The 20,972-nt window shown below is 29.8% G+C and carries 19 protein-coding genes and 2 pseudogenes; 11 read left to right on the forward strand and 10 right to left on the reverse strand.

Annotated elements, in window-relative coordinates; translation table 11 throughout:
* The first annotated feature begins 22 nt into the window (after positions 1-22).
* Positions 23-703: a segregation/condensation protein A gene (locus tag JH146_RS03625; protein ID WP_048201731.1), complete on the forward strand. Its 681-nt coding sequence runs from the start codon at positions 23-25 to the stop codon at positions 701-703.
* Positions 704-831: 128 nt separating this feature from the next.
* On the opposite strand, the gene JH146_RS03630 is transcribed toward JH146_RS03625, so the two are convergent.
* Positions 832-2,097, reverse strand: a complete 1,266-nt coding sequence (locus tag JH146_RS03630; RefSeq protein WP_173400810.1) for a UbiD family decarboxylase — start codon at positions 2,095-2,097, stop codon at positions 832-834.
* An 84-nt stretch (positions 2,098-2,181) separates the two neighbouring features.
* Between JH146_RS03630 and JH146_RS03635 the strand changes: the two genes are divergently transcribed.
* The 4 genes from JH146_RS03635 (at position 2,182) to JH146_RS03650 (ending at position 5,672) form a co-directional block, all read left to right on the forward strand.
* Positions 2,182-2,538 carry a UPF0058 family protein gene (locus tag JH146_RS03635; protein ID WP_048201733.1) on the forward strand — a complete coding sequence of 119 codons (357 nt, stop codon included), beginning with the start codon at positions 2,182-2,184 and terminating at the stop codon, positions 2,536-2,538.
* A gap of 28 nt (positions 2,539-2,566) precedes the next feature.
* Positions 2,567-3,499: a glutamine-hydrolyzing GMP synthase gene (gene guaA / locus JH146_RS03640; RefSeq protein WP_048201734.1), complete on the forward strand. Its 933-nt coding sequence runs from the start codon at positions 2,567-2,569 to the stop codon at positions 3,497-3,499.
* Between the two features lie 210 nt (positions 3,500-3,709).
* Positions 3,710-5,317, forward strand: a complete 1,608-nt coding sequence (locus tag JH146_RS03645; protein ID WP_048201735.1) for a bifunctional N(6)-L-threonylcarbamoyladenine synthase/serine/threonine protein kinase — start codon at positions 3,710-3,712, stop codon at positions 5,315-5,317.
* A gap of 61 nt (positions 5,318-5,378) precedes the next feature.
* Complete coding sequence (locus tag JH146_RS03650) at positions 5,379-5,672, forward strand: metal-sulfur cluster assembly factor (protein WP_048201736.1); 294 nt, start codon at positions 5,379-5,381, stop codon at positions 5,670-5,672.
* Between the two features lie 6 nt (positions 5,673-5,678).
* Here the strand turns inward: JH146_RS03650 and JH146_RS03655 are convergent, their stop codons facing one another.
* From JH146_RS03655 to JH146_RS08575, 3 genes and pseudogenes are all read right to left on the reverse strand, one after another.
* On the reverse strand, positions 5,679-6,521 hold the full coding sequence (locus JH146_RS03655; protein ID WP_173400811.1) for a TatD family hydrolase: 843 nt from the start codon (positions 6,519-6,521) through the stop codon (positions 5,679-5,681).
* A gap of 32 nt (positions 6,522-6,553) precedes the next feature.
* Positions 6,554-7,792 (reverse strand): GTPase HflX, encoded by a 1,239-nt coding sequence (gene hflX / locus JH146_RS03660; protein ID WP_081874460.1) that lies wholly within the window; start codon positions 7,790-7,792, stop codon positions 6,554-6,556.
* A gap of 115 nt (positions 7,793-7,907) precedes the next feature.
* Positions 7,908-8,398 (reverse strand): annotated as a pseudogene (locus tag JH146_RS08575) (DDE-type integrase/transposase/recombinase); the annotation flags it as partial.
* A 114-nt stretch (positions 8,399-8,512) separates the two neighbouring features.
* Here JH146_RS08575 and JH146_RS03665 point away from each other — a divergent pair.
* Positions 8,513-9,220 carry a Rossmann-like domain-containing protein gene (locus JH146_RS03665; protein ID WP_048201737.1) on the forward strand — a complete coding sequence of 236 codons (708 nt, stop codon included), beginning with the start codon at positions 8,513-8,515 and terminating at the stop codon, positions 9,218-9,220.
* 166 nt (positions 9,221-9,386) lie between these two features.
* Here JH146_RS03665 and JH146_RS03670 read toward each other — a convergent pair whose 3' ends face one another.
* The 6 genes from JH146_RS03670 to cobY form a co-directional block, all read right to left on the reverse strand.
* Entirely contained in the window at positions 9,387-11,471 is a 2,085-nt protein-coding gene (locus JH146_RS03670; protein WP_048201738.1) for a DEAD/DEAH box helicase, read from the reverse strand.
* Positions 11,472-11,484: 13 nt separating this feature from the next.
* Complete coding sequence (locus JH146_RS03675) at positions 11,485-12,102, reverse strand: class I SAM-dependent methyltransferase (protein ID WP_048201739.1); 618 nt, start codon at positions 12,100-12,102, stop codon at positions 11,485-11,487.
* Entirely contained in the window at positions 12,089-12,946 is an 858-nt protein-coding gene (locus JH146_RS03680) for a helix-turn-helix domain-containing protein (RefSeq protein ID WP_048201740.1), read from the reverse strand. The genes JH146_RS03675 and JH146_RS03680 overlap by 14 nt, the downstream gene beginning before the upstream one ends.
* 3 nt (positions 12,947-12,949) lie before the next feature.
* Positions 12,950-13,837, reverse strand: a complete 888-nt coding sequence (gene dapF / locus JH146_RS03685; RefSeq protein WP_048201741.1) for a diaminopimelate epimerase — start codon at positions 13,835-13,837, stop codon at positions 12,950-12,952.
* A gap of 42 nt (positions 13,838-13,879) precedes the next feature.
* Positions 13,880-14,149: a PRC-barrel domain-containing protein gene (locus JH146_RS03690; RefSeq protein WP_048201742.1), complete on the reverse strand. Its 270-nt coding sequence runs from the start codon at positions 14,147-14,149 to the stop codon at positions 13,880-13,882.
* A gap of 95 nt (positions 14,150-14,244) precedes the next feature.
* The gene (gene cobY / locus JH146_RS03695; protein ID WP_048201743.1) at positions 14,245-14,832 is read right to left on the reverse strand and encodes an adenosylcobinamide-phosphate guanylyltransferase; all 588 of its coding nucleotides are present in this window, start codon (positions 14,830-14,832) and stop codon (positions 14,245-14,247) included.
* A gap of 297 nt (positions 14,833-15,129) precedes the next feature.
* Here cobY and asnB point away from each other — a divergent pair, with 297 nt between their 5' ends.
* From asnB to JH146_RS03720, 5 genes and pseudogenes are all read left to right on the forward strand, one after another.
* Positions 15,130-16,650, forward strand: a complete 1,521-nt coding sequence (asnB, locus tag JH146_RS03700; RefSeq protein WP_048201744.1) for an asparagine synthase (glutamine-hydrolyzing) — start codon at positions 15,130-15,132, stop codon at positions 16,648-16,650.
* 8 nt (positions 16,651-16,658) lie between these two features.
* Positions 16,659-18,305: a pentapeptide repeat-containing protein gene (locus tag JH146_RS03705; RefSeq protein ID WP_052352074.1), complete on the forward strand. Its 1,647-nt coding sequence runs from the start codon at positions 16,659-16,661 to the stop codon at positions 18,303-18,305.
* Between the two features lie 4 nt (positions 18,306-18,309).
* Positions 18,310-19,101: a BtpA/SgcQ family protein gene (locus JH146_RS03710; protein ID WP_081874461.1), complete on the forward strand. Its 792-nt coding sequence runs from the start codon at positions 18,310-18,312 to the stop codon at positions 19,099-19,101.
* Between the two features lie 64 nt (positions 19,102-19,165).
* Positions 19,166-19,768 (forward strand): hypothetical protein, encoded by a 603-nt coding sequence (locus tag JH146_RS03715; RefSeq protein WP_048201746.1) that lies wholly within the window; start codon positions 19,166-19,168, stop codon positions 19,766-19,768.
* A gap of 103 nt (positions 19,769-19,871) precedes the next feature.
* A pseudogene (locus tag JH146_RS03720) lies at positions 19,872-20,763 on the forward strand (MraY family glycosyltransferase).
* Positions 20,764-20,972: the final 209 nt, after the last annotated feature.

A 20,972-nucleotide genomic window follows, 5' to 3' on the forward strand; every position in this document is an offset into this window, starting at 1 on the left:
AAGTTTATTTTAGGGGATTGTAATGATTGATTCTAACTTTGACATTGTTCTTTGGGTAAGAATGATTAAAGAAGGTATTGAAAAGAAAAATTTAAACCCTTGGGATGTTAATATTGCTGAAATCGCAGATTACTATATACAAAAAATCAGAGAGCTTAAAAAGTTTGATATTAGGTTGTCTGCCGATGTTATTCTTGTTGCTGGTATATTGTTGAGGATGAAATCTGAAGCATTGTATGATGAATGCAAAGTTGAAGAAGATGAAGATGATTATGATTACTATGATGACTATTATGATTACGATGATGTAGTAGATGATAAACCTAAGAAAAATAGAAAAGAAAAAAAAGAAAATAAGGACAAAAAAAGTAAAAAGCCAGTTACTGTTGATGAATTAATTAAAACCATTGAGAAAGAGTTAAATAAAGTAAAAAAGTCGAGAAAGAAGAGAGAGAGGAAGATAAATGAAGTTGAAGAGATTATAGAAGAGCTTATAGAAGAGGAAGATATTTCAGATATAATAGCAGAGCTCTTAGAAGATTTAATGAAAGAAGGTATTATAATTTATCAGGAAAGGTTTAAAACAAAGGAAGAGAGGGTTAGATATTTCATCCCATCTTTATACTTAGCTAATGATGGAAAGGCAGAGCTAATCCAAGAAAAATTATTTGGGGAATTAATCATTAAACTTAAATCTTTTTAAATCATTTATTATTATAGTTTTTTGCAAAATATCTTAGAATGAATAAGGAAGATATGAAGCTTTATATTATAAAGCTTCAAATATGTTTTTTAATTTTAATAGGTTTTGCAAAAAACTATACATTCAACTCATTCATCAGGAATTTTAGCCCTTTCAAAATGCTCTTTTCCTTTAATTAAGCTCATTGTTGCATCTATCCCTACTTTTGCTGTTAATTTATTTTTTAAATCACTTGAAGGGTCTAAAGAAGAACCTTTAGCCCCAGGGATTATAATAATATCCTTATCCCCCTGCACCCTTGTAGCTATTGCATACTCAACATCATTTATATCAAATATATTAATGTCTTCATCAACAACTACCACATGTTTTAAACTTGGATGAGAAGCGAAAGCTGCTAATATAGCATTTTTTCCATCCCCTTCTGTTCTTTTTTGTATTTGCACTACTGCATGAAGCCAGCAACAACCCCCTTCAGTTAAAACAACATTTTTTACTGTTGGGACTGTATTTCTTACTCCTTTTAAAATTCTCGGCTCTTGGGGCATTCCCATCAATGTCTTATGCTCAATTCCTCCTGGCAATAAAGCATGGAATATTGGCTTTTCCTTTCTATATAATTTTTCAATTTTAATTATTGGCTGTTTTCTAACAATATCGTAAGTTCCAGTTATATCTACAAAAGGCCCCTCATCATCCATTTCTGGTAGAATTTTACCTTCAATAATAAACTCTGCCTCTGGGACTAATAAACCATTATCTAACTCAAAAACCTCTAATTCCCCACCTAATAAAGCAGCTGCAAATTTAAGTTCATCAAATGTTATATCAGCAGAGGTAGAACCAGCTAACAAAACAGCTGGATGAACCCCTATGATTATAGCCACATCTAAATAACCTCTCTCATTTATAGCTTTATTGTATAAAAAGTGTAAATGTCTTTGCTCAACCATTCTTATAACTAAATAATCATCTTTAACCAAAATCCTATGAATTGATAAGTTATAACCATAATCTTTATCATTTACAACAACAACTCCACTTGTTATATAAGCTCCTGCATCTTTTTCATAGTATATTGGAATTGGCCAGTCTTTAATTTTCTCTGGACTTTCAACAATATATTTTTCTCTCAATTTATTGTTTATCTTTAATTTCCCTTCTTTCTCTTTTTCCATTGCATTAAGCATAAAGAATATAAAATCCTCTTTCTTCACATTAAAAATCTTTGAGAGAGTTTCTCTACTGCAGAGATTACCAACAACTTCAAAACCATTTACATCTTTTATATACACAGGTTTTCCATCACATTTCTTTAATATTCTTGAAACACCAAACTTCTTGTCAGCTTTCTCTATTATAATGGGGTTAAGCTTATTAATAATCTCTCTCATAATCTCACCAAAATTTTATATATTTCTTAATTTTATTATTAATCTTAAGTTTTAAATTTCTTCTTTAATATTTAAAGTGATAACATGCACAAAGAACAGTTAATGAAACTTCATCAATTTTTTGTTTATGTTGTAAAAGAAATTATAAATGATGATTTTGAAAATACAAATAATGAATGCAAAAAATTACTTGAAATTTATGAAATGTTAGACATTCGCCCCCATCACATTCATCGACTTAAAAGTGAACAAAAAGCTGCTATATTACTATTATCTGCCTGTGTTGCCAGTTATTTAGCTAATAATATGGAGAATGTTCCAAAAAACTTAGCTAAAAAACTTGAAGAAAACGCTTTTAAACATCTAAACAGCTGTAAGAAAAACATTATTATATTAGAAGAAGATGAAAATAATGGTGAAAATGCTGAGAAAGAGGAATAATTTAAAATAATTTAAAGGTGATATCTTTATGTTTAATCCACAAAAATTTATTGAAGAAGCTGTGGAAGAAATAAAACAGCAAATTGGAGATAGGAAGGCAATAATTGCTTTGAGTGGAGGAGTAGATAGCTCTGTTGCGGCAGTTCTAACCCATAAGGCTATTGGAAATAACCTGACAGCTGTTTTTGTTGATACTGGATTGATGAGAAAAGGTGAGAGGGAAGAGGTTGAAAAAACATTTAGAGATAAGTTGGGATTAAATTTAATAGTTGTAGATGCAAAAGATAGATTTTTAGAGGCACTAAAGGGAGTTACAGACCCAGAAGAGAAGAGAAAGATTATAGGTAAGTTATTTATTGATGTTTTTGAAGAGATTGCTGAAGAAATAAAGGCAGAGGTTTTAGTGCAAGGAACTATAGCTCCAGATTGGATTGAAACACAAGGAAATATAAAAAGTCATCACAACGTTGCTCTACCACACGGAATGGTTTTAGAGGTTGTTGAACCATTGAGAGAGCTCTACAAAGATGAAGTTAGATTATTAGCAAAAGAGCTTGGATTGCCAGATAGCATCGTTTATAGACAACCATTCCCAGGGCCTGGATTAGCTGTTAGAGTTTTAGGGGAAATTACTGAAGAGAAATTAAATATATGTAGAGAAGCAAATGCAATAGTTGAGGAAGAAGTTAAAAAAGCTAATTTAGATAAAGATTTATGGCAATACTTTGCTGTTGTTTTGGACTGTAAAGCAACTGGAGTTAAAGGGGATGAAAGAGAATACAACTGGATTGTTGCTTTAAGGATGGTTAAGTCATTGGATGCTATGACCGCCCATGTCCCTGAAATACCTTTTGACTTGTTGAAGAGAATTAGCAAAAGAATCACTTCAGAAATTCCTAATGTAGCAAGAGTAGTGTTTGATATAACTGATAAACCGCCAGCAACTATTGAATTTGAATAAAACTTTTTTAAACTTTTTTAAGAGATGCTATTATATTATTAAGTGTAATATTAACTATTTTTTGAAGATAAAATTTATAGTGTCTTTCAAAACATTTTGAAATAAATAAGGTATTAATGAACACCTCCTTTGGAAGGTGTTCAAATCTTCCTTAATAAAATTTATTAATTTTGAAAGACACTATAATAATTCTTTAATTTGAGTGATACTATGATTTGCTTAGGATTAGAAGGAACTGCAGAAAAAACTGGAGTAGGAATTGTTACTTCGGATGGAGAAGTTTTATTTAACAAAACTATCATGTATAAACCACCAAAACAGGGAATTAACCCAAGAGAAGCTGCTGACCACCATGCTGAAACATTTCCTAAGTTGATAAAGGAAGCTTTTGAAGTAGTTGATAAAAATGAAATTGACTTAATTGCCTTTTCTCAAGGGCCAGGATTAGGGCCAAGTTTGAGAGTTACTGCAACAGTAGCGAGAACTCTCTCTTTAACATTAAAAAAACCAATAATTGGAGTTAATCATTGCATAGCTCACATAGAAATTGGTAAATTAACTACTGAAGCAGAAGACCCTCTAACCCTATATGTTAGTGGAGGAAACACCCAAGTCATTGCCTATGTCTCAAAAAAATATAGGGTCTTTGGAGAGACATTAGATATAGCCGTTGGTAACTGCTTAGACCAATTTGCAAGGTATATAAATTTACCACATCCGGGAGGGCCTTATATAGAGGAGTTAGCAAAGAAAGGAGAAAAGCTTATAGATTTACCATATACAGTTAAAGGAATGGATATTGCCTTTTCTGGATTGCTAACAGCGGCTATGAGGGCTTATGACGCTGGAGAGAAATTGGAAGATATATGCTATTCCCTACAAGAGTATGCATTCTCAATGCTTACCGAGATTACAGAGAGAGCTTTAGCTCACACAAATAAAGGAGAAGTTATGCTTGTTGGGGGAGTAGCTGCAAACAATAGATTGAGAGAGATGTTAAAAGCAATGTGTGAAGGGCAAAATGTAGATTTCTATGTGCCACCAAAAGAGTTTTGTGGTGATAATGGAGCTATGATTGCATGGCTTGGTTTGTTAATGCATAAAAATGGAAAATGGATGAGTTTAGATGAAACAAAGGTAATTCCAAACTATAGAACAGACATGGTTGAAGTTAATTGGATAAAAGAAATTAAAGGTAAAGAAAGGAAGATTCCAGAACATTTAATTGGCAAAGGGGCAGAAGCAGATATTAAAAAAGATAAGTATTTGGATTTTGATGTAATTATCAAGGAGAGGGTTAAAAAAAGCTATAGGGATGAGAGATTAGATGAAAAGATAAGAAAGAGTAGAACAGCAAGAGAAGCGAGATATTTAGCAATGGTTAAAGATTTTGGCATCCCAGCTCCATACATTTTTGATGTTGATTTGGATAGGAAGAGAATTATGATGAGCTACATTAATGGCAAATTAGCTAAAGATGTTATAGAGGATAATTTAGATATTGCCTATAAAATTGGGGAGATTGTTGGGAAATTGCATAAAAATGATGTCATACATAACGATTTAACCACATCTAACTTTTTATATGATGGAAATCTCTATATTATTGACTTTGGTTTAGGAAAAATTTCAAATCTTGATGAGGATAAAGCAGTAGATTTAATAGTCTTTAAAAAAGCTGTTCTATCTACCCATCATGAAAAGTTTCAGGAAATTTGGGATAAATTCTTAGAAGGTTATAAAAGTGTCTATGATAGATGGGAGGTTATTCTAAAATTAATGAAAGATGTTGAAAGAAGAGCGAGATACGTTGAATAAAATATTTATAAGATTATCCATAGATAGTGAAATAAAAACTTTAAACTAAAGAGGTGTAAATGTGGTAACCAAAGAAGATGTTTTAAAAGCTCTAAAAACAGTTGCAGACCCCCACATGGGAATAAGCATTGTAGATATGGGTTTAGTTAGAGATGTAGAAGTTGATGAAGAAGGAAATGTTAAATTCAAAATAATTCCAACAAACCCCGCATGTATGAGTGTTTTAGGTATGGCATTCCAGGCAAAAGATGCTGTTAAGTCATTAGAAGGCGTTAAAAGTGTTGAAGTTGTTGTTGAAGGACACATGATGGAAAAAGAGATTAATGAAATGTTAAAAGAGAAAGATAAAGAGTAAACAAACTCAAAATTCTAACTCAACATTATAAATCTTTTCTATATTCTCTTTATGGATTTTATAAACCATCTCTTCACTTAAAATCTCTTTTTCAATTAATTTTCTTGTAACCCTTGGGACTGTTTTAATCCCCAAAACAACTCCAGGTCTCTTTAAGTCATCTATATAGTCAGTTTCCATAACAAATCTTAAAGATTTTTTAATAATATTTTCATTTACTCTTGAAGCTAAAATTGATGGAAATATGCCATATTTCTCTCCTTCCAAAACCATATCTCCGCAGTGATGCTTTATAACTTTTTCAGGACTTAACCCTATTTCCTTAGCCATCTCAGAAAATTCTTTAAATTGCTCTTCAGTTGAACTCTCAGCATGTATCTGTATTGCACATCCAATATCTTTAGCTAAGCTCATACAGTATTTTAAAATCTCATTTGATGCATTCCAAACATCTTCATCAACTTTATAATGAGGTCTTCCAACCTCACCAATGCCAACTATAAAATCGTGTTCTTCAACAAGCTTTTTTGCATAATTTAGAGCATTGATAATTTTTTCTTTTGCTTCTTCCAAACTCATAAATTTCATTAAATAGGTTAGCTCAGCAGGATGAACGCCAACTAAACCAAAAGCTTTAACTGGTGTGTTTTTATTTATTTTTTCTATATCTTTAACCAATATATCCATTGATTTTGTTAAATCCCCATCAAATGTTGGCTTATTTAAAATAATCATTACTTTTCCTCCAGCATTGTAAAATATTTTTGCAACTTTTTCAGCTCCATATCCATTTTTATCATCAACATGAATATGATTGTCCGTAACTGGCAGATTTTTTAAAACATCCATTATTTCACCAATTTAATTCATTAAATGGAAAGTCATGCGATGATTTTATGCAATTTTAAAATTCTATTAACATCCTTCTCTTTAGCTCTAAATGTTATTATATGCTTGTCTTCATCTAAAATGTCTTCAATAATCTCAGTATTTTCATATAAATAGGATATCAGTTTTGGATTATTTGTCTCTATTGTTCCTATTGATAGATTTAGATTATCTATGATTTTCTCAATTAATAAATCAATATTTATATTATATTTTGCAGAGACAAATATTGGATTTACAATGTATCTATCTAACTCCTCCAAAATTCTTTTCTTCTTTTCCTCTGTAATTTTATCAACTTTGTTGAATACAGTTATTATTGGTGATTTGCAATTAATTTTACTTAAAATTTCATGATTTACCTTTAATTTTCTTTTAATTTCCTCAATATCATCAGATGCATCTACAACAATTAAGATTAAATCGCTATCTGCACTCTCTTCAATTGTTGATAAAAATGCCTCAATCATGAATGGCGGTAAATCATCAATAAATCCAACTGTATCAGTAACCAATATCTTTCTTTTAATACCTTTTATAGCCCTTGTTGTTGTAGTTAATGTTGTAAAAACTTGATTTTTCGATTCTTTGCTCTCTCCAGTTAGAGCATTTAACAAACTTGTTTTTCCTGCATTTGTATAACCAATCAAACCAACTGAATCAAATTTTTCCCTACTTTTTCTTGCTATCCTTCTATGTTCTCTAACTTTCTCTAATTTTCTTTTTATTGTTGCTATTTCTCTCTTTACTTTTTGGTAGTATTTTTCAACTTCATAATCCCCATATCCCCCAAATCCTGGTTGTTCTCCCATCTTTGCCAATCTAACCTTTTCCCTTGCTCTTGGCAATTCATACTGTAACTCTGCCAATCTAACTTGTAATTGAGCTTCTTTAGTTCTTGCGTGCTTATAGAATATCCTCAAAACAAGTTCAATCTTATCAATAACTTCAACCTTAAATTTCTTAGCCAAGTTGTATTTTTGAGATGGGGTTAAGATATTTCCAACTATAACAATCTCAATATCTTCCTCTTTAATTTTTTCAGCTAATTTTTCAACTAAACCACTACCAATTTGATATTTTGGGTCTGGTTTTCTTATTTGAACCACTGTTTTTATTGGGTTATAAAGAACTTCAGCCAATTCTTTTAGTTCTTCTATACTTTTATTATCAAACTTGTTATCTTTTCTTAAAATTAACAATGCTCTTCTCTTAATTCTATCTCCCCCCATTTTAATTTTTTAAATTTTAAATTGTTAAAATAGATTATGAAAATTCAATATATAAATCTTGCCCTTATTAAAAAAGAAAATAAAATCTAATCAATTTTATAGAAACTCAAGACTGTTAAATTATCGATAACCCCCAATTGTAGAATACTATGACTTTTTATCCAACTAATAACTGTATTAAACTCACTATTATTAGGAAATATGTTAAATAATGCTTTTGTTCTTCGTTTAAGCAGTGAGAAGAAGCTTTCTATACAATTTCTCAGTCCAAATCGAACCCTTTCAAATTTTAAGCCCAACCTCTGCAACGCCCAATCTTTAGAATCCACCATCGACTAAAATCTTAGGCTTATTCGAGCAAAATTTTAATATGCCCCTAACGAATAATATAGTATCAAGGTAATTTCTTGTCTCTGATATATAAACTCCCAAGCATTCTTTCGATTCAACGTCGATAGTAGACCATACGTAAATAGTTTTATCTCCAACCTTTAGTTTGGTCTCATCGATTGCAATTAAGTTTCTTATACCCTTCTTAGGTTCGTTTAAAACCTCTTTAACCTTGTGATAATAAGTTCTAACTGATTCGTGGCTTATGCTTTCGAATTTTTTATAAACTGAAATGAATAAGGTATTTATAAACGCCTTTCCAAAGGAGATATTCAAATCTTCCTTAATAAATTTTAATAACTTGCAAAGAACTATTAAACTGTGGTAAGTATGATAGATGTTAAAGAAATGTTAAAAGAACTCGCTGAAGAAAATAGCTTACTAAATGAAGATGTTGAGATTAAAATATCAGATACTAAGTTAGATACAGCAAGAATTAAAGATTATCCATTAATGAGTGGAAAAGAGATTTTGTTGAGAGCTAATTTCAAAGGATGTTATGGAGATGCATTTACAGATAAACCAGTTGAATTTAAAGGAACAATTAGAGAGCTCTTAGATAAAGGAAATAGAGCTGAGATAATTGCCACTTTAAATGCTGTAATGAGATTTCTTGGTTTAATTGATAAAACTGTCCATTGTACTGGAGATGAGCCAGAAAAATGTGCAAAAAAGTTAGTAGAGTATTTAAAAGAATTAAAGCTAAAAAAGATTGGGATTATTGGATTTCAGCCAGCGTTTGTTAAAGAAATTGTTAGTAACTTTGGCTCTGAAAATGTTATAGTTAGCGATTTAAATCCAGAAAATGTTGGAAAAATAAAATATGGGGCTAAAATTATTCATGGGAAGTATAATGAAGAGCTGATAAAAAATTCAGATGTTGTTTTAGCTACTGGCTCAACTATAGCTAATGAAACTTTTGAAGAAATTTGGGAGTTGGCTAAAAAATACAACAAAAGAATTATCTTCTATGGAACAACAATTGCTGGAATGGCTAAAATATTAGGAGTTGAGAGATTCTGCATATTTGGGAGATGATATTGCTCAAAATTGAAAATATTTGAAATCTCATTTTTATCATTTCCTCAAGATTTCTATCCATTTACGGGCTTTGTTGGGTTTTTAAACTTTGCAAGGGAAGTTTATAAAGCTATATATCACCCAATTTGGAAAATAATAGAATTCAAATATGAAATTTGAAATTTTAGAGATTTAATTTTTGCTGTCCAAATTTAACTCCCAACTCATCTAAAATCTTTTTAGCTATCTTCTCTCCAATAATTGAAGCTACTTTTGAAGGGTTGTTTATAATATCATCAACATTCCTGATTCCAGCATTATACAGCTTTCTCGCTCTAACCCTTCCAATATACTTTATGCTCAACAGCTCAATGATATCTTCCTTAGCTCCATATTCTAACCTTATTTCTAATTTCTCTGGAATATCTGAACTTTTACCAATTATTTTAGCAATCTCTTTTAAAGCGTGCATCATCCAAATGGCATTTTCAACCTTATATCTTAAAATTCCTGGTTCAATTTTGTATTTCTTTAAAATTTCATCTTCTGGCACTTCATTAATCCAATCATACAGCATTTTAGCTGTTTTAAATGCCTCTAAATCCTCAATTTCAAAACTCTTTATCCCAAGAGATTCCATTTCATTAATCAAATCCAACTCCTCAGATTTATAAACTCTCAAATTTGGCATCATCTCTAAGGTTTTTGAGATTAAGTATAGATAATAAATCTCTTCTTCATTTTCCATTTCATTTAAACCATCTATGATATATTTAGCTGACAACGGGTCTATATAGAGTTCAGAAACCCTCTTTCCTAATTCAGTTGGCATAAAATCAACAATAAACTCATTTTCTTCCAAAAATCTAATGACTTCATTAATATTTTTAGCAACCTCCCTCAAATTTCCGTATTGATAAGCGTAGAAAGTGTTTTTTATAAACCATTCTAAATCATGCTCATCCCTAATCTCTCTCGTAGCAATAAGCCCTAAAAGCTGAGTTCTTAAAACTGCCTGATTTGAGAGCTTTGAATATATCGGCTCTGGTCTTTGCGTTAATGCCTGATAAGCTCTTAAATAATCTCTATCGTTCTTTACTAAAATTATTCCCTCCCCATAAGGGTCTAATCCTGGCCTTCCTGCCCTTCCTATACATTGCTGAATTTCCATTATTGGAATCGGCCTAATTCCTTTGTTTGTATATCTTGTTAAGTCCTTAACTATTGCCCTTCTGCACGGTAAGTTTAGGCCCGCGCTAAGGGTTGGGGTTGCACAGATAACCTTAATTAATCTCTCTCTAAAAGCATCTTCAACTATCTTTCTGTGTTGATAAGTTAAACCAGCATGATGAAAGGCAGAGCCATTTAAAATGCATTCAGCTAAAGTTTTACACATTTCAGTTGGTGGTTCTAAAATAGATAAAATTTCTTCGGCTATTTCCTTTAATTTTCTTTTTTCTTTATTTGTCAGAAATTTCTTTAAATTTAATTTTTTTGCCTCATTAACAGCTCCTTTTTTAGTGTTGCAGAATACTAAACAACATCCTCCCTCTTTTACACAATCAACAACTAAGTTGTATATGTCGTTATCGTTAATAGCTTCTATCTCTTTATTTCCTCCATTTATGTATTCAATAACCCCTTCTCTATAAATTCCTTTTTTTAACTCAACAGGCCTCCAATCATCAACTATAAGCTCTGCGTTAAGCCATTCAGCTAACTCATCTGGATTTCCTATTGTAGCTGATAAACCAATAATTTGTATATTAAATTCTTTTAATTTAGTTAGTAAAATCTCTAAAGTCCCTCCTCTTGTTTCATCATTAATTAAGTGGATTTCATCAACCACAACAACAGAAACATCATTAATCCAATCAATTTTATGCCTCCATAGAGAGTCAAGTTTCTCAGCTGTCGTTATAATTAAATTATAGCTGCTCAAATCCTCATCTTCATCGTAATCTCCAATTGATAAAGCTATTCTCAACCCATACCTCTCATATTTATTTTTAAATTCTTCATATTTCTCTGATGCTAATGCCTTTAAAGGCACTATAAAAATACCTTTTTTATTTGTAGGCTTTTTATTTTCATCCAATAGGTGGTTTATTAAAGCCATCTCTCCAATTAGTGTTTTTCCTGAAGCTGTTGGTATAGAAATCAAAAAATTTTTATTTTTATCTAATAAACCTCTCTCTAATGCCTTTTTTTGTGGTGGTCTAAGCTCTACAATGCCAAAGTCATTTAAAACCTCTAAAACTTTATTCATCTTATATCCCCAATTAAATCTTTTCAGCAGAAATAGCTACAAATCCACCTTCTCCATATCCATCTTTAACTTCAACCTTATCAACTTTATCAATTTCTTTAAAAATTGTCTGTGTAACCTTTATATTTTTAAATCCTAACTCTTTTAACATTTCTATAACTTCCTTAGCTGATAAAAAATTTGCGTCTTTGTAAAATTTACTTTTTTGCTTTTTTTCTTCATATATCTTTCCTAAAAAGCTATTTTTATCTATAATTCCGATAATTATTTTTCCTCCGCTTTTTAAAACCCTCCTTGCCTCTTCTATCATCTTTTTTGGATTCTCTGCAAACTCTAAGACAGTATTTATTAAAACAAAATCAAACTCTTCATCTTTGAAAGGCAAATCTTCTCCCTTTGCTATTATAACTTTTATTCCTCTCTTTTCAGCTATTTTGGCCATTTCTTTTGATATATCAACACCAATTTTTATATTAAATGGTTTAGCAAATCTTCCAGTTCCTATTCCTATCTCCAACCCTTTACCTTCTGGAATATGTCTTTTTAATGCTTCAATCTCTGATTTATAGATAATTTCGTTTTCATCAAACCATCTATCATACTCTTCAGCATATTTATCAAAGACATTCATACTTAAAACCCAATTTTTTTATTTTTTTAAGTTCTTTTTTATCTATCTCAATATCTTTACCAAAGCTAATAAAGTTTATTGCATGAACTGTCTTTTTATAAAAGTTGGGATATTCAACATTAAAATCTCCATCTACATATTTCAATAAACTCTCATTTAAAAACAAGCTATAGCCTTCATTAACCAACTCTATAGCCCTAAATGGATTTTTTGTTTTAATTTTTACCTTAAATTTTATCCCTTCTTTCTTTAAAATGTTATAAACTATCCTCTGTGAGCTAAATCTAACACCAACTAAATTTTTGTAATCAAACTCTTTTTTACTAACCATTACAAAGTTGTCATAGGCAATTAAAAATATATTAAAGTCAGAACTACCAATCTCTGACTTTAAAAATCTCTCATCTCCCAACCTATAAATCCAGTAGCTATCATCAACACCCAAAATATCAACAAATCCCATTTTTAATAATTTTAAGGCATTATCAAAAGAAGTTATTATTGGATTTTCAAATAATATTTTGGCAATCTCACCACTTACAAATCCAGAAACTGTAAAAAAGTGATTTTTTAATCTTTTGCTATATGAGTTGTAAGTTTCTAAAATCTCTAAGCCTGTATCTGTTAAAATTGTCCCATTTGGGGATGAATAATATAGCTTAACCCCTAACTTATTCTCCAATCTTTTTAATTGAATATTAAAAGAAGAAGGGGAAATATTTAACAACTTTGATGCCTCATTTTGAGATTTTGTTTTATGTAAAGCCATTAAAAGTTTTATTTGGTTTTGTGTAATTAACTTCCCCTTATATTCAATAGCTAAGCCAATATTAATGTCCTTCATAATTTACCATCCAATATTTAGTAGTTTTGCATCATAAACCATTACTGCATCTCCAATCATATAGATGTCATCATCTTTAATTTCAATCTCTAAATCTCCACCATCTAAGTGAGCTAAAACCCTATTACTTGTTTTACCAAGTTTGTGGGCTATAATTACAGAGGCAGTTGTTCCAGTTCCGCATGCGGTTGTGTATCCAGCTCCTCTTTCCCAGGTAACAATCCTAATTTCATTAGGATTCAAAACTTTTACAAAATGCACATTAATTCTCTCTGGGAATGCTTCATGGTGCTCTATTTCTTTTCCAATAACATCTAAGTGTTCTCTAACAAAATCTAAATCAATACCATTATCTTCAACAAATATAACTGCATGTGGATTTCCTACATTAACTACACTCAACTTAACCTTAGGTAAATAAGGATTTTTTAATTTTAGCTCTCCATTTAAAAACTCATCATCCTCTTTATAACCATCAACAACCATTGGTATATCTTTTAATTTAAACTTTGGAACTCCCATATAGACTTTAATTTTCTTTACTTCATCCCCTTCTATTTCCATTTCAGAAACTCTTAAACCCCCTTTAGTCTCTACTCTCAATGGATTTTTTTTCATTATTCTCTCATAAACGTATTTTGAGAAGCATCTAATTCCATTACCACACATCTCTGCCTCAGAACCATCACTGTTAAAGATTCTAAATCTCACATCATACTCATCAGATGTAGGTTTTTGTATAAAGATGACACCATCAGCCCCAACTGAAAAACCTCTTCTGCAAATTTTTCTTGAAAACTCTGCTTTTTCCTCTTCTTTAACTTTCTCTCCATCAAACTCATTTATAATTATGTAATCATTCCCAAGAGCGTGCATCTTTGTAAATTCCATATTTAACACCAAAAAATAGTTTTTTAATTATAAATTAATGTTTTAATGAGTTGAAGGCCTTATACTTATTTTATTTAAGCATTTTTCATCTATTACAACAACATCTTTAACAGCCACTACAATTTTATAAGGTATTAAAACATTTTTCCCTTCTTCTACCATCACTGGACTATTTTCAACAGGCTCAATCTCTAAAGAAACCAATTTTCCTACTTTTTCATCGAAAATAATGTCCTTAACTCTGCCTATTACACTACCCATATTTCCTATTACATTTCTTTCAAATAACAACTTAGCAGGCATTTTTTCCATTTTATCCCCTCGAGACTTTTAGAAAAAGTTAAATGAAAAAACATAAGCAGCCCTACTTTAACAAATTTTTAATGTTATCTTCCTATAGATATGAGTTATTTCCTTCCATTCAAGAGCATTTTAGCAAGTTTTAAATCATCTTTAGTATTAACATTAAATATCAACTCCTCAATAACCATAATCTCTTCTTTTTGATATCCATGCTTTGGTGATAAAACGTTTATCCCTACAGGAACTAAGCCATTAAACTCGATTGATGGATTAGGATATTTCTCTTTAGGAATCATAACAGCTAATGCCTCAACATCTGGATTTTTAGATTTAATAAAGTAGTAGTAATCAACTATACTATTAATAATTTTCGATGTTAAGTTAATCAAATCAGAGCTAACGACTAAAAATGGCTCTGAAAAATATTCAATGCATTCATTTAAATCATTGATATAGCCATTACCAGAAGTATCTATAACTGAAATATTTTTATAACTCTTATAAGTTGATATTACATATTCTTTTGTTTTTGGAGTGTTAGGGGATACAGCAACAAATATATTTTTTACCTTTGATTTTAATAAGGGAGAAAGAACATAATCTATAATGCATTTATCACAAACCTTAACTATTGGCTTTTCCACATTTCCCATTCTCGTCCCTTTACCACCAGCCATAACTAAGGCATCCATTTTAAAACCTCTCTATAGATTGATTATTTATAATAAGTTTATTTAATGTAATTGTAAAGCTGAAATTAATTAAATAGGACTTTCGCATTTTATATATTAACTTTGGAAATTGAATGCTTAAGGCATCATTAACAGGTTGAATGCAGAATAAATTTAATATTATTGAATAGTTGAAGCCGATGGCTTCAAAATTGCCTTAATAAATATTTGAAGTGCATTCAACCTGTTATATTCAATAAATTATTTATTTCTGCAAAAGTCCTATTAAACCAACTCATATTTAAAAATGTGAGAGATATGTGCTCAATAAGTGGGATAATAGTTAAAGAAAGTCAAATTCCTGCAAAATATGCAATAGATATGATGAAAATTTTAAAGCATAGGGGGAGAGATAATTCTGGGCTATTATTGGATGATGAAGTAATTTACTTTGAGGATTTTGAAGATGTTGAGGATTTAGAAGATGAGATGATTGGAAATTTAAGCTTAGCCCACAACAGGTTAGCAATAGTTGGAAGATATGGTGTTCAACCAATACCTAATGAAGACGAAGATATATGGTTGGTTTGTAATGGAGAAATCTACAACTACATTGAATTAATGGAATACTTAAAGGAATATCATGAATTTAGAACAGATAGTGATAATGAAGTTATAGTCCATCTATATGAAGAAGGAATGTTGGAAGAGTTGGATGGAGATTATGCATTTGCCATATATGATAAATCAAAAAATATTGTGTTGTTAGCAAGGGATGTATTTGGAGTTAAGCCATTGTTTTATATAGATACGGGTAATTATTTTGCATTTGCTTCTGAAAGAAAGGCATTATGGCATTTGTTAATAAATATTGATGGATGTGAAAAAGATTTGGATAAATTAAATAGCAAAATTAAAACATTAAAACCAAATTCACAGCTAATTTATTATTTGGATGATAATAAGTTTGATATTATTGAAAACTTTAAAAAGATAGAGCTAAATTATATGAAAGAAAGAAGTTATGAAGAAGCTAAGGAATATTTAGACAAAGCATTAAAAAAAGCGGTGTTAAAGAGAGTTAGAGGATTAGATAAAGTAGGAATTATCTGTTCTGGTGGAGTTGATAGCTCATTGATTGCAAAATTAGCCTCTCAATACTGTGAAGTTATTTTATATGCTGTTGGAACTGAAAATAGTGAAGATTTAATCTATGCTGAGAGATTAGCTAAGGATTTAAATTTGAAGCTAAGGAAGAAGATTATTTCAGAAGATGAATATGAGAAGTATGTTTTTAATGTAGCTAAAGCAATAGATGAAGTTGATTTGATGAAAATAGGTGTTGGAATTCCTATATACGTTGCTTCTGAAATGGCTAATAAAGATGGATTAAAGGTTGTTCTATCTGGACAAGGGGCTGATGAGTTGTTTGGTGGATATGCAAGGCATGAAAGGATTTATAAAGAAAAAGGAGAGGAAGGGCTAAAAAAAGAACTATTAAAAGATGTAAATAACCTATATAAAGTAAATTTAGAGAGGGATGACCACTGCACAATGGCTAACGGTATAGAGTTGAGAGTTCCTTTCTTAGATGAGGAAGTTGTTGGGATAGCATTATCAATTCCTGTTGATTACAAAATATCTGAACTCAGAAAGAAGATTTTAAGAGATGTTGCTTCTAAATATCTACCAGATTATATTGCTTATAGGCCAAAAAAAGCCGCTCAATATGGAAGTGGTGGGGAGAAGATGATTTATAAAGTTGCTAAAAAATATGGCTACTCAAAAAAGAGAATTAATGAGTTTTTGGACATGTTGAAGAGAAAGATTGTTGAGTAGGTGGGGTTGTGGAAGAAAGTAAAATCAAAGTTAAAGTTATTGATAAAAAAACTGGAGAAGTTATTGGAGATTTTTATGATATGTTTATTGATGCTTTAAAGAATAGGAGAGATTTTTGGTTAGAAAATTGTATTGTTGAAGGAGATATTAATATTTTGAATATTTATGAAAGGATTAAAGAAAAAATTAAAGATAAAAATGATAAAAATAGGCTGAAGGAATTAATTACTAAACGAGATGATGATAAAGGCACGATTGTAGAAATAAACATAGATATACATATATGTATTGATAATGTTGAATTTAAAGGAAATTTCATATTATACTATATAAGTAGAAATATTGAAATAATTAAAACAATATTTAAAAATGGTATTGTTTTTAGTAATTCAACATTCGAAAAGGATGTTGTATTTATGAAATCAACATTTGAAAACATGTCTATTTTTGGTAATTTGACATTTAAAGGAAGAGTTGATTTTAGTAATGCAATATTTAAAAAAACTGAATTTAGTAGATTAATATTTGAGAAAGAAACTTTTTTTAATAATTCAATATTTGAAAATGTTAAATTTTTAGGATGTATTTTTGAAAACGACGTATTATTTGTAGAAACAGAATTTAATGGTGAGAAATTAGAATTTAAAAATTTAATATTTAAAAAAATAACAAAATTTGAGGAAATTTCTTTTAAGTTATTAATTTTTTCAGAATGTATTTTTGAATATATTTCTCACTTTAAGAGTAAAAAAGATAATAACGGTTTTGCAGTATTTTATAAATGTGCTTTTGGACATAAGGAAGTGATAATAGAAAACTTTCCGTTATCAAAAACATCATTTTTATTAACAGATATGAGAGAGGCATTAATATTATGTGATGAAGAAAAAGAAGAAATTTTAAGCCATAAACTTTTAAAATTGAAAGAAAATGCTGAAGGAATATATAAAGAAGCATGTAAAATCCTAAAAGACGATTTAGATTATAAATCAGTCCTCGCAGAATACAGAAACCTAAGAATCTCCATTGAAAATAATAGAACTTATGTTGAAGCATCGGAGTTATTTATCTATGAAATGGCATTGTTAAAGGAAGGATTTGATAAAGAGATAGAGCAAATAAAACAAAACTCAAGAATAGTGCAAAAATTAGATAACTTACTATCAAAACTCAAATTTGTTGATTCAATCTTAGATAAAATAAAACAACACATAATTAATGATGAGACAAAGAATTTAGCAAAATATATTCTCTTATTATCTGGAAAATGGATTATTAAGTTTTATGGGGCAATATCTGACTATGGAGAATCAATAACAAAACCTATTGCAATATCACTAATTTTAGTGTTGTTTGTATTTCCTATTTTATTACCAATTATTAGTTCAGAATATTTAAAACATTTTATTGATTCAATAGGTTTATATATTTACAATCTCGCACCAGAACCATTAAAAAACATAATTTTACACTATAATGAATTACTTGAACAAACACTAAGAGCATTTTTCCAATTAAAAATGAATATTAACAAGAATCATGCATGTGATGAGTTAAAAACATTAGCAAGCTATGAATGGCTTATAAGAATTATCTCATTAATTCTACTTGGTAGTTTATTTATAGCCATTAAAAGAAGATTAGAAAGAAAGTGATATTATGTTTGAGAAAAAACCTTTAATTGGAATGGTTCATTTAAAGCCATTGCCTGGCTCTTATCATTATAATGAAGATTTTGATAGCATTGTAGATTTCGCAGTAAAAGAAGCTAAAAAGCTTGAAGATGCAAATTTTGATGCTGTAATGATTGAGAATTTTGGAGATGCCCCATTTAAAAAAGAGGTTAATAAGATAACTATAGCTTCAATGACTGTAATAGCCAAAGCTATAAAGGAAGAAATATCTCTTCCATTAGGAATAAATGTTTTGAGAAATGATGCTATTGGGGCTTATTCAATTGCCCATGTCGTTAAAGCAGATTTTATTAGAGTTAACGTTCTTTCTGGAGTAGCATTTACAGACCAAGGGATTATTGAAGGTAAAGCTCATGAATTGGCTAAGTTAAGGAAGTTACTTCCAAGTAAAATAAAGGTTTTTGCAGATGTTCATGTAAAGCATGCATATCATTTCATGGATTTTGAAAGCTCATTAGTAGATACTGTTGAGAGAGGTTTAGCTGATGCTGTAGTTGTTAGTGGTAAGAGAACCGGAGCAGAGGTAGATATTGAAAAACTAAAATTAGCTAAAGAATTGGTTGATGTTCCTGTTATTGTCGGCTCTGGAACAACTTATGATAATTTAAAAAAACTTTGGGATTATGCAGATGGTTTTATAATTGGAACATGGATAAAGAAAGAAGGAGATGTTAATAATGAGATTGATATTGAGAGAGCTAAAAAGATTGTGAGCTTAGCTAACCAATTAAGAAATCTTTCAGAAATCTATATATAAGTTGTAAAACAACTATAAGATATAGTAACTCAAAAATATATAAAAAAACAGTGTGGGGGAAAATATGGATATTGCAGAAAAAACATTTAAAGAAGGGATTTTAAAACTGAAAGAGAACATTCCTCAAATTATAATTAACTTAGTTATTGCTGGATTGATATGGATATTTGGTGTTTTGATATTTATACCTTTAGCAGACATGCTTGGAAATCCAAATTTATTTGGACTAACTGCATTAAAGCCAATAATATCTGCTATTATAGGTATTGCATTGGTTATAGTTCTTTTAAAAATTACAAAGGACTTTGGAGAGTTGATGGATGGTGTAGCTGATATAATTGCATCAAAGTTAGCTGGAAATAGAGTAAATGATGAAAAATTAAAAAAATACAGAAGAGGATTAAGAGGTTTAGCTTATTTGATAGTTGCAATAATTGCATATCTGTTCTTCCTACCAATAATGGCTGGAATCACTCCAGTTGTTGCAGGAATAGTTTTGATAATATTAGTTATCTGGGCTGTAGTAGTTTTAATAAACATTGGGAGCATATTTTCAGATGAAATTGAAGAAGGGGCAAGAATTGCATTAGCAAAACTTGAAAAAAGTGTAAAAAAAGAAGAAAATGAAAAAAATGAAAATGAAAAAAGCAGTGAAAATGCAGAGTAAAAACAAAAAAACTTATAAATTAAACTTTTTTCTATTTTTATTAAAACCTTTTGATTTCTAATAATTTTAAATTTTATTTTATAAGATTTAATGGGGGATGATAATGCTATATTTTATTTTAATACCTACAAGTTTTATATTCTCAGCAGTATTGTGTTATTTTTTAATGAAAAAAATGATTAATCATAAATTTGGCTATGATTTGCAATAAAAAAGAGAAAGTTAAAGTTCCAGAGATGGGAGGTTTAGCAGTATTGTTTTCTAATGTTTTATTTATTCCATTTATAAATCCAATTTTTGTTTTGCCAGTAATTGTTGCCGGAATTATAGGAATTGTTGATGATATAGCTAAGCTCTCACCAAAAGAAAAATTAATATTGTTATTTATTTCTGGTTTGATTATAGGAGTTTTGTTCTACAACAATTATTATGTTGATTTAATTGGAATTTTGTTTATTGCTTTGGGTATTATGGTTTTCTCAAATTTAACAAATATGTTAGCTGGATTTAATGGATTAGAAATTGGGATAGGGGTTATAGCTTCTATTTCATTGGCAGTAGTTTTATTTTTGGATAATTGCACAGTTGGATTTCTATTAGCTTTAATATTTTCTGCTTCTTATTTTGGGTTATTAATCTTTAACAAATATCCAGCAAAAGTATTTCCTGGAGATGTAGGAACTTTACCAATAGGAGCGTTTTTAGCTGTTTTGGCAGTTATATACAAAGAATACGTTCCATTTTTGATTATAATGTTGCCTTATGTGATAGATGCCGCTCTAAAATATTTAAGTGCTGGAGTTATGAGTAGAGATGAGCATAAACCAACGGTTATTAAAGATGATGGAAAGCTATATTACATTGGAGGTTATCTTTCTTTACCAAGGTTGATATTGAAATATAAACCAATGAAAGAGTATCAGTTGGTTGCAGTTTTGTGGGTTATTGGAATATTTTTTGGAATAATTGGGATTTTAGTATCATTAAAAGTTTAATTGAAACTTTTAGAAAAAGTTAGATGAAAACTTTTAAAAGTTTTCATTGCCCGAAGCTTCGCTTCGGTTAAACAAAATCTTTCAGATTTTGTAGCTGGAAAGCAGAACTTTCCATTAAACAAAACCTTAGCGGTTTTGTAGCCCGAAGCTAACGCTTCGGTTTCATCAAAACTCGTCCATTTAACCAATTATCAAAGTTTTAAAATTAA

This window comes from Methanocaldococcus bathoardescens, assembly GCF_000739065.1.
GTDB lineage: Archaea > AGJL01 > Methanococci > Methanococcales > Methanocaldococcaceae > Methanocaldococcus > Methanocaldococcus bathoardescens.